Raw genomic sequence first — 9,481 nt, 5'->3', positions numbered from 1 at the left:
TGCGGGGTGTGGGCGACACTGGTGGGGTTATGAAGGACCGTCGTCATTCCGCCACATGGCTGATCTCCATGGCAGGGAGGAGTTGTTGATAAATGTCCAGATTTGGAATACAACTACAAATCAGGAAGGAGGCGCGCTATGGCTATTGTCCAATTCCCTGAAAAGGTAGACGGAGAACCCGTTCTCAAGAGGATCGATGCTGATGCTCGGGGCCGCGTGAGCGGGCCGGGCCTGCGCACCTTCCTTGCCATTGCCGATCGCTACAATCTCTCGCCGAATAACCGAGTGTCGCTGCTTGGCGAACCGTCACGCTCGACCTACTACGAGTGGGTGAGAAAGGCGCGCGCGCATGAGCCACTGACGCTACCGCTCGATACGCTGACGCGAATCTCCGGCATGCTAGGGGTTCATAAGGCCCTGAATGTCCTATTCCCAATTGAAGCCGAGGCGATGACATGGCTGAAGGGCCCACATGGCGGTGAGCTCTTTGGCGGGCAGGCTCCGCTCGATGTGATGGTTGAAGGCGGTCTTGATGGCATTCTCACTGTCCGGCGCTACCTAGATGGTTGGCGTGGCGGGCTCCGTGGAGGGCCTGGAGAGGGAGCAGATATCGAGCCAGTACGCGAAGCAGACCTTGTCCTCATCTGATGCACCTCTCCCGCGCTCCTGAGCGCACGCACCGCCTTGTCCCGTTGCGATTCCCTCCAATCGATACGTTCGATCGGGTGGCCAGCCCGTCCGATCTTGAGAGGGTCCTCGAGCTCGAGGGCTGGACTAACGATCGTCTCGTCGAAACGCGACTCAGACGGCTTCCCGAATCCGAATGGGTGTATGGACGCCCCAATGCAAGCGTTGTCTTGGCCGCTTTCCTGCACAGTGCACCGCAGGGCACCCGTTTTGCTGGACCTGATCTTGGTGCCTGGTACGCCGCGAGTGCGCTCGAGACATCGTTTCTTGAGGTGGCCAACGGCATTCGCCGCGAGATCGCACTGAGCGCGCTGGAGCAGAAGACAGAGGAGCTGCGCGAATACACCGCGCGACTCGAGGGTGACTTTGTCGATATCCGAGGAACCCGCCCGGACCTGCACGACCCGGACCCGGCGAGCTGTCAACTGACCCAGGCTTTTGGGCAAAGCATCAGAGCCAGCTCGCACGACGGGATCGTCTATAGCAGCGTGCGCCATCCAGGTGGCGTGAGTTGGGTGGCCTATCGGCCAAGCAAGATACAGGACGTGCTACAGGCCCGGCATTTTCGACTCGTGGTGCCGTATTCTGGGAAGGTTACCGTGGAGAAAATGCCTTCAGGGGCCTGACAGGCCTTCACTAGCACCATACCCCTCTCCCGTCTGTCCTCGGACCCTCTTGCGCTTGGTCGTGTGGTTGGCTGCTGTTGCCATGGTTCACGGCCAGTCTACTCACTTACGCAGGTCTCCTCTGGCGGTGGGAAAGATCACCTCTGGAATGGGCCGAGGATAGCCTCCGACTCTTTGCTTCTCACCTGATTCGAAAACCGGGGTCCGCTTCATCCAACGACAACCCGTTCTCGGAGTCCATCTTTGCCACCTGCAAGGCGATGCCAGCCTATCCGGCGAATGGCTTCGGAAGCCTGGAAGCCGCCCGGGAATGGGTCCAGCGCTTCGTGCAGTGGTACAACCACGAGCACCGGCACAGCGGCATCCAGTACATCACGCCGGTGGAGCAGCACAACGGCAAGGATGCGGCTATCCTGGCTCGACGCCAGCAGGTCTACGGCGAGACGAAGGCCCGGAACCCGCGCCGCTGGAGCCGGGAAATCCGAGACTGGCGCCCCGTCGGCGCGGTCCATCTCAACCCGGAGAAGGAGCGCCGGGACTCACGATTGACCAGGGTGGCCTGAAACGGTTTGAGGCGACAACTTTGTTGACAGACACCGGCCCCCGCTCCTAACACTGTATTGGACGGGTTATCGGGATTCACAACATCCTATGCGGATCAGGAGGGCAAGATAAGGGTGGCGGTAACGACATTGACCGATTGTCCGGGTGGTCAAGGTCGCCTTTAAATCTGTAGGCTCCCGCCGCGGTCAATCACACAGCAATGGAGATGCACCATGCGTATGAAAAAGCTGTGCCCTCTAGCGCTAGTCCTCACTGGGATTTCCGGTCCTGTGCTCGCACAGCAGGGTTACGTAGGCTTTAGTATTGGCTCTGTCGATGTGGATATTGAGGGCTACCCAACAGCGACTCCGACTGCCTTTATCAGTCACTTCGGTGGCGAAGTTAACGAGTACTTCAGTTATGAGTTCCGTGTTGGCAACGGTATCGCCGATGACGATATCGATGTCCTTGGATCAAACGTTGATGTGAGCCTTAACCCCTTCTATGGCGCCTATGGCATAGGGCGTTTGCCTATCTCAGACCGTATCTCTTTTTATGGGCTTGCCGGTTACACCTATGGCGAAACGAAGTTTGAGGGTCCGGGCGGCGTCGAGGAAGAAAGTGAAAGCGACCTATCCTACGGCGTTGGTGGCCAGATTGGATTAACTGACCGGATCACCGGTTTCGTCGAGTACGTCCAGTACATCGATGGGAGCGACTTCGAAGTCTCGGGCATATCCGTTGGCGGGACCTATAGGTATTGATATAAGGCATAAGGTTCCTGAGAGGTAGTCAGCGCTCATGCCCCCTGCTTAATTTCACTCTGGGCTGCCTCCCATGCGGTCCCCGAGGGTGAGGGGTTTGCCGGGCGGTATGCGTTGCAGGGCTATCAGCTTCTGCTCAATGTGGTTCTTCGCCCGATTCTGCTCACCATCGGGGTGATTGTGGCGATCTTTGTGATGAAGGGGATCGCCTACTTCGCGCTTGAGAGCTACATGGTGTTCAACGAGTCGGTAGTGAACTCAACGACGAGCAGTGCGATTGTGGGGATTCTGTTCACCAACCTCATCATGGTGATCCTGGTGATCACGGTTTCGCACAAGGCCCATGAGCTGATCTACGGCTTTGCCGATGAGGTCATGCGCTGGATCGGCTTCGGCGTGCAGCCGCTCGGGTCGGTGCAGAACGAGGGCGATATCCGTCAGCAGGCCCGGGCTGGCACCGCGACCACCGAGCGCATGACGCAGGCTGGTGTCGGGCGGATTGCCGGTGACAGTGGCAGCCCGAAGTCCCCGGGCGACAGTGGTGGCGGGGGTGGTAACAATGGCCGCTCCACCGGCGCACTCCCCGGCGGAGATACGACCCAGTCAGGTGGTGCGGAAGCGCCCGGGAATAAGCGTTCAGGTGATGAGGGGGGTGGAGGAAGTAGAATCGGGGATAACTAGATTAACTCTACGAACGGCACCCTGATTACTGTTTATATTTCAGGTCAGGGTGCCTTATCTCTGCTTATCCATTTGTTAAAGATTCCAGTCGAAGTTCTTGCCAATGCCGTTCTTTCTTGACTCGATCCTGGCTTTCTCTATCTTTTTGTCCGCTTCATCAGGTCCGCCCAGATATTCCGTAGCCGAAGTCCCGTAGACTTCCCTGAAAGACTGGGCTATGAGTTTTCCTTCGCCTTCCCTGCGAGTCGCATTATCCAGCCACACCAGCCGTGACTTGCGAAGCGCCCGGTTCTCGGCACGCAGGTCGTTGATGATGCGCTCAAGCTTCTGGGTGTGGGCTTCCCACTTGTCGATAGAGCGGTTCAGTTTGTCGATCTGGTTCTGCCGCCCGCCGGCCATGCCGGCCCAGAAAAATCCGTCGGTGCTCATTGTCGTGTCTCCTTATCCTTGATGTTGGGGGCCCTCGGCCCCCGCCGTTTGGGCATCTTTATTTAGTCCAGGTCGAACAGCTCATAAGCCGTGTTGCGGACCGCTGTCTTTTCCTGGCGACTCATCGGACCGCAATCCTCTCGCCCTTCGAGGTACTGGAGCAATGTGCGCTCTCCCCGGTCGAGCGAGTAAGTCTGCATGACCACTCCCGCGGCGCACTCCGGGGCGTTGTTCGGGGCGTAAGAGGTGTTGCTGAGCATATCGGTGTAGAAACCTGAGAGGTTCTTGTAGACGTACCGCCTGCCACCGACCTCCTCGCTTCCGTCGCTGCCTTCCCACTGCATCCATCTGCCTTTGCCGCTGACGGAGTCTTTCAGTCCGGCATGATGAACAGCAGCCACGCTCGTGGATCCAGCCTTGCTGATCCAGACAGCGCCACCCTGGATCGTATAAGCCTTCCGGTACGTCGCACCCGGACTATGGTCGTAGTCGTCTCGCGTTGTCTCGGAATAGCGATCAATAAGGTAGTAGTCGTCAGGCTTTTCAATACGCTCGATAGGAAAACCAGAGGCGAGCATGGCCTGTTCGTCGGTGCTGTAGCTAGGTGGATTATCTTTCGATGGTTCAACAGTTGCACACCCCGCACTGAGCACTGCCAGACCTAGGATGGCTGCGTATCCTTTGCTCACTGTGATGTCTCCTCGTCCTTGATGTTGGGGCATGCAAATCACTCTGCCGAGTCCGCATCCGGCATGTCGATATACCCAAACCGACGATCCTCACCCTCAAGCGCTTCGCGTTGCGCTTCACGGGCGGTCTGCATGGCCTCGAGGAGGGTATCAGCGCCTGAGTAGGCCGTTACCGTATCGGCGCTCAACCGTTGCGCGTCGGGTACCTCGAGGGCGTCCATGACTCGAGCGTAGGCCTCGATGCCCATCCGGCCTCGCTCGGCAATGGATGCTTCGTCAGGCTCGCTGGCCATCAGCGTGCTGCTCAAGAGTAGGCTTATTACCGTTGCGGATTGGATGCCGATCAGGAAGTTATTGGCTGCCATGCTTTGGTTCCTTGCCTGTGACTCCGACCTGGAACGGCACGAGATCCGGCTCCTGTGATCGCCGCCCAGATCGTATTGTGTGGCTGTTTCAGCAGTAGTCGATCGAAATGCTCCTGTAGACAGCGAAGCATCCGCGAGAACATGAGTCATGAGCGTACAAGGGATGCTGGGCCAATGACTCCCCCATATGGGGGGTGGTGGAATATGGAAGGCACGGTACCCTGTCGACGCTTTCTCAGATCGCGAAGATTCCATCGGGTTGGAATCAGACCTTAAGCAACAGTGGCCAAAGCATGAGTACCACAACCATCGCCCGAGGCACCGTTATCCTCTTGGTGTTCGTATTGAATACCGTCTGGGCGCAGAGCTTTGAGGACGGTATGGATGCCATTAATAAAGGCGACTACGAGACCGCCTTCGAGATAATGCAGCCTCTTGCGGAAGTGGGCCATACCCGGGCTCAGGTTGTACTAGGGGGCATGTATGCCGCTGGCAAACCAGTGCCCGAGGACGACTCGGAAGCCGTTCGGTGGTATCGAGCTGCCGCCGAGCGAGGTCATGCAGGGGGTCAGCTTATCCTTGGCCACAGTTACTACGCAGGTAATGGGGTACCGCAGGATTATTCAGAGGCCATGCGCTGGTTCCGAGCAGCGGCCGAGCAAGGCGTTGCCCGAGCTCAATTCCAGCTAGGGAAGATGTACGGGGGAGGTCAAGGGGTGATTCAAGACCATGTTACTGCCCATATGTGGCTTAACATCGCTTCAGCAAATGGTAATGAAACAGCGAAGGAGGGCATGGACATCTTCGCTGACGTGATGTCTCGCGAAGCGTTAGAGGAAGCCCAGAGCCGAGCGCGGACCTGCATGGAGTCGGGCTATCAGGACTGTGAATGACGCCCGCCGATCGACATCCTCAGATTAATACTCGCGGCGACACACTGAGAACCCAGTCATGAGCATCAAAACCATCACCCGGACCACCGCTATCCTTCTGGCGCTGCTGTTCAACACCGCTTGGGCGCAGAGCTTTTCGGAAGGCGTGAACGCCTACAACGAGGGCGATTACGGGACCGCCCTCGAGGTATTTCGGTCTCTCGCGAAAGAGGGCAGTGCTGAGGCTCAGTACAACATCGGGTATATGTACGAAAAGGGTCAAGGAGTACCTCAGGCCGATTCAATAGCCGTTCGCTGGTATAGACATGCTTCTGAGCAAGGTAATGCCAACGCCCAATTCAACCTCGGGGTTATGTACGCCGACGGTGAGGGCGTCCTTCAGGACTACTCAGAAGCTCTCCGTTGGTTCCGAGCTGCTGCCGAGCAAGGTGATGCCGGTGCTCAGAATAACCTTGGGGCTATGTACGGCAACGGTAATGGAGTTAATCAGGATCAAATCACTGCCCACATGTGGTTCAACATTGCCTCGGCAAACGGTTCTCAAAAGGCAAGAGAGGGGCGACGGATAGCGGCTGAGCGCATGTCTCGCGAAGAAATCGCCGAAGCCCAGCGCCGAGCGCGGGCATGCATGGAGTCAGGTTACCAAGACTGCGACTGACGCCCGCTAAGCGACCTTCAGGAAACCTCAAACTATCCCGGCGTCACGCATCAGCCTGACGTCTACCAGCCGTATCTTTTTGGTATACGTCAACCGATACACCCATCCGATGGCCAAATAAGTATCGATAAGTATCGTTTTAGGGCCCAAAGCGATACATCGTGGTATTAGCGACCCTAATCGATACGATCGGGGGGATGGATGTTCGTCAGGGGCTACTTAAGGGCATCGACTGCGGATCAGGAGCAACCGGCGCTGTTGGCGGTGGCATGACAGGCGGCTCCAACGGCAGCATGACGGGGGGTGGCGGTATGTGCTTCCACCCCGACACGCCGGTTTGTCTGGCCGATGGGTCCACGGTGCGTGTAGGCGATGTCCGCATTGGCGATCGGCTCGCGGATGGCTCAAGTGTTCAAATGACACTCGAATTCCTTACAGATGACCTATACCAAGTGGGCAATGTATGGGTGTCTGGCTCACACGCGGTCTATGAACAGGGTGAGTGGAAGCGGGTTCGCGACGCGGCCGGTGCCACTCGCCTGGCGGTCTCACGCCAGAGAGTCATTAATCTCGTCACTGACACCCACCGGATTCAGGCTGGTGGCAAGCTCTTTGCCGACTATTTAGAGGTTGGCGGGGCTTTCAGGCAGTCCATTTGGACGAATATGGTTGCCAAGTATGGCGGCGTGAATCACGCCATGAAAGCGAAAGCGAGCGTTGCATGATGAACACGGCAATAACACCACTAAGGTCTGGTCTCGAAGAAAAAATTTGGAGTCGAGACACGGATTACGAGATGCTTGCGGCTTGGTGGTGGGCATTGGATGGGTGGGAACCCCCACCCTTGCAGGTATTGCCTGATACTGGGGTGATTCTTTCAAGGACAGGAGAACCGGTCTGTGCGGGTTTTTGGCTTATTTCTGATAATGCGCCAATGGCCTACCTGCTTTTTCCGGTCTTCTCCCCCGATTGCTCGTTAAAGCTTCTCCCGATGGCGGCCAAGGTTCTTTTCCAGCGTTTAGCTGACCATGCGTTGGCCAGTGGAGCGAGTCAGATTGCAACCCCCGGAGGTAATGCCGCGATGAGAAGGATCGCGGAAAACAATACTGACCTATCTCCCAATTCTATTCCGGTTTATACCGCCTACTGGACAAGCAATTCGAAGCGAATTGTGGCAATGGAGGAGTAACCATGGAGCAAGTCTATGATCCAGCGGTGGATCGTAAAACGCTGGAACGTCTCTGTTCTGTCAAAGGCCGGTTCGCACCGGTTGAGGAATCAATCCCGGATTACCCCGATACGCAGGTGGTTCGACACAAAGGGGAGATTATCGCCCTTGCAATGATCTACCATGTCAGCACCATTCCAATGAGCTCCCTTGATTGGGTTGTCATCGACCCGGGGCTTGAGAGCGAGGCGTATGACGACGCGCTCATAACACTGGTAAATGCGTTGACCAAGAGAGCCCAATCGAATGGCGCGAAGACGGTCTGGGCGCTTTTTCAGTCTGAGCATGACTGCAGGGTGGCAACCGACCACTGTGACTATATATGGGGTGAGGCGGCTATTGATGTGCTGACGAGTTCCAAAGGACAGGATAATCCCTCATCGGATGCTGAGCCGACTATGGATCGGTTCATAGGGGGCTCGTTTGCCCCGGGGGCTTCTATTACAATGGCAGACGGTTCCGAGCAGCTCATCGAGGCGGTTCGCGTAGGTGATTTCGTCGACCAAGGTGGCTTGGTTACCGGGGCCGTGCAAGTCAATCTCACACATACCTACGACTATAGTGGCTTGATATGTGCGGGGGAGAATCTTGTGTGGAACGAGAAGGAGTGGTGCCGAGTGAAAGATATCTCAGGCGCCGTGGCTCGTGATCGTAGTCAAGGAGATCGAATGATTGGCTTGTTCTGCGAGGGTCACTGCATTAAAGTCAATGGATATTTTTTTGCTGATATAGCGGAAAACGAAGAACTGGAACAGGCCATGAAATCCTCGGATATGGAAGAAGAAGCTCTACAGGCCATGAATGCCCGTGTCTAGGGATATGATTGTTTGGCTAGATAGTCTAACAGGAGCTTCGAGCATTGCCAGGCTTAGCCGATTTTGGTGACTATCACTGACAATAGGCGCAAAACGGGAAGTATCTAATTTGTACTCATACAACAAGCGAGGGAAACCATGCGTAAGCAAATCACCACCACACTATTAACCTCCTTTGTCATAGTAACCGGTTTCGGGGCATCTGACTCCGTCGTGGCCGGATTCTCGAAAGAACTGCAGATGTCGGAGTATAACTACTATCCCCCGGAAGGGTCTCCCGATGTAGAGAACAGCTTTGAGGTAAAAGAAAGCTTTGATGTTGTCTGGGATCGGATCAAGAAAAATGTTCCAGACGGATTCGACATTGAGGATATTGATAAAGCATCGGGTTTGATAAAGATGTCCTACCAATCAGACGAACCAAGTAAGTATGTTGACTGTGGTCGAGAACACAGCACGTTCGACTTCCAGGGAACGTTTGAGGAATACAACTATAAGACTGCTGAGGATGCCTCGTTCAAAGAAGTAGTTTCCTGGGAGGTAGGGTCGGAATATCAGCCTGGTGTGCAGGAAGTAGATAGGAATAGCAGACTAGAAGGTATAGTTAATGTCTCAGTCAAGCCTGAAGGAAACAAAACCGATCTCAGGGTCGAAGCCGAATATGATTTGGGTTTTGACCTGAAATTCCGTTACAAAAAGTTTTCATCGATGGACGGTGACAGCTACGGCAAATCAAGAATGATAGGCTGGAATAAGAGCGAATCCGTCATTGATTACCCGGCCTTCAGAACCGGCGAGTCAGCCATGGAAACTTATTATGAGGGAGAAGTCTTCGAGCGATCCTATACCTGTATTCCCAAGGGCACCCTTGAGGCGCGGGTACTTGAGATGGCCGAGCGTTAGTTTGGCGAACCATGGATCATGGCGGAATTAAGCGTTAGTTAACGATCGCCTCACTCAGCATTGCGATCAAGTAAATTCATGGAACTGCTTGCACGTAAGATTATGGCCGGTGATGGGCAAGCAAGTCGGTTCAGTCAAGCAGCCGTCGTCCGATTATACGAAAGATATCCCCAAAAACTGTGAGTGAGACTGTGGATAAC

Annotated in this window: 14 protein-coding genes; 11 read left to right on the top strand and 3 right to left on the bottom strand. The window is 55.5% G+C overall.

Features of this window, described 5'->3' with window-relative positions; translation table 11 throughout:
* Positions 1–138 precede the first annotated feature (138 nt).
* The 5 genes from FPL11_RS05645 (at position 139) to FPL11_RS05625 (ending at position 3,301) form a co-directional block, all read left to right on the top strand.
* Entirely contained in the window at positions 139–648 is a 510-nt protein-coding gene (locus FPL11_RS05645; protein WP_144347768.1) for an MbcA/ParS/Xre antitoxin family protein, read from the top strand.
* Positions 649–857: 209 nt separating this feature from the next.
* Complete coding sequence (locus FPL11_RS05640) at positions 858–1,313, top strand: RES family NAD+ phosphorylase (RefSeq protein WP_200833578.1); 456 nt, start codon at positions 858–860, stop codon at positions 1,311–1,313.
* A gap of 77 nt (positions 1,314–1,390) precedes the next feature.
* A complete protein-coding gene (locus FPL11_RS10235; RefSeq protein WP_159308454.1) occupies positions 1,391–1,876 on the top strand; it encodes an integrase core domain-containing protein in 486 nt (161 codons plus the stop codon).
* Between the two features lie 213 nt (positions 1,877–2,089).
* Complete coding sequence (locus FPL11_RS05630) at positions 2,090–2,620, top strand: porin family protein (RefSeq protein ID WP_144347765.1); 531 nt, start codon at positions 2,090–2,092, stop codon at positions 2,618–2,620.
* Positions 2,621–2,734: 114 nt separating this feature from the next.
* Positions 2,735–3,301: a hypothetical protein gene (locus tag FPL11_RS05625; RefSeq protein WP_159308455.1), complete on the top strand. Its 567-nt coding sequence runs from the start codon at positions 2,735–2,737 to the stop codon at positions 3,299–3,301.
* Positions 3,302–3,376: 75 nt separating this feature from the next.
* Here FPL11_RS05625 and FPL11_RS05620 read toward each other — a convergent pair whose 3' ends face one another.
* The 3 genes from FPL11_RS05620 to FPL11_RS05610 all read right to left on the bottom strand — a co-directional run bounded on the left by FPL11_RS05620 (position 3,377) and on the right by FPL11_RS05610 (position 4,784).
* Positions 3,377–3,730, bottom strand: coding sequence for a hypothetical protein (locus FPL11_RS05620; RefSeq protein ID WP_144347763.1), 354 nt, complete (start codon positions 3,728–3,730; stop codon positions 3,377–3,379).
* 62 nt (positions 3,731–3,792) lie between these two features.
* Complete coding sequence (locus FPL11_RS05615) at positions 3,793–4,419, bottom strand: hypothetical protein (protein WP_144347762.1); 627 nt, start codon at positions 4,417–4,419, stop codon at positions 3,793–3,795.
* A 38-nt stretch (positions 4,420–4,457) separates the two neighbouring features.
* A complete protein-coding gene (locus FPL11_RS05610) occupies positions 4,458–4,784 on the bottom strand; it encodes a hypothetical protein (protein ID WP_144347761.1) in 327 nt (108 codons plus the stop codon).
* 293 nt (positions 4,785–5,077) lie between these two features.
* Here FPL11_RS05610 and FPL11_RS05605 point away from each other — a divergent pair, with 293 nt between their 5' ends.
* The 6 genes from FPL11_RS05605 to bamC all read left to right on the top strand — a co-directional run bounded on the left by FPL11_RS05605 (position 5,078) and on the right by bamC (position 9,281).
* Positions 5,078–5,677 carry a tetratricopeptide repeat protein gene (locus FPL11_RS05605; protein WP_144347760.1) on the top strand — a complete coding sequence of 200 codons (600 nt, stop codon included), beginning with the start codon at positions 5,078–5,080 and terminating at the stop codon, positions 5,675–5,677.
* Positions 5,678–5,735: 58 nt separating this feature from the next.
* Positions 5,736–6,335 carry a tetratricopeptide repeat protein gene (locus FPL11_RS05600; RefSeq protein WP_144347759.1) on the top strand — a complete coding sequence of 200 codons (600 nt, stop codon included), beginning with the start codon at positions 5,736–5,738 and terminating at the stop codon, positions 6,333–6,335.
* Between the two features lie 197 nt (positions 6,336–6,532).
* Positions 6,533–7,060 carry a Hint domain-containing protein gene (locus tag FPL11_RS05595; protein ID WP_144347758.1) on the top strand — a complete coding sequence of 176 codons (528 nt, stop codon included), beginning with the start codon at positions 6,533–6,535 and terminating at the stop codon, positions 7,058–7,060.
* Positions 7,060–7,524 carry a hypothetical protein gene (locus FPL11_RS05590; protein ID WP_144347757.1) on the top strand — a complete coding sequence of 155 codons (465 nt, stop codon included), beginning with the start codon at positions 7,060–7,062 and terminating at the stop codon, positions 7,522–7,524. Before FPL11_RS05595 ends, FPL11_RS05590 begins: the two co-directional genes overlap by 1 nt.
* A gap of 2 nt (positions 7,525–7,526) precedes the next feature.
* Positions 7,527–8,378 (top strand): hypothetical protein, encoded by an 852-nt coding sequence (locus FPL11_RS05585; protein ID WP_144347756.1) that lies wholly within the window; start codon positions 7,527–7,529, stop codon positions 8,376–8,378.
* Between the two features lie 138 nt (positions 8,379–8,516).
* Positions 8,517–9,281 carry an outer membrane protein assembly factor BamC gene (gene bamC / locus FPL11_RS05580; protein ID WP_144347755.1) on the top strand — a complete coding sequence of 255 codons (765 nt, stop codon included), beginning with the start codon at positions 8,517–8,519 and terminating at the stop codon, positions 9,279–9,281.
* Positions 9,282–9,481: the final 200 nt, after the last annotated feature.

Origin of the sequence: Spiribacter aquaticus (assembly GCF_007625215.1) — a bacterium.
Taxonomy (GTDB): Bacteria; Pseudomonadota; Gammaproteobacteria; order Nitrococcales; family Nitrococcaceae; genus Spiribacter; species Spiribacter roseus.
This window is presented reverse-complemented; position numbering and strand designations above follow the sequence as displayed.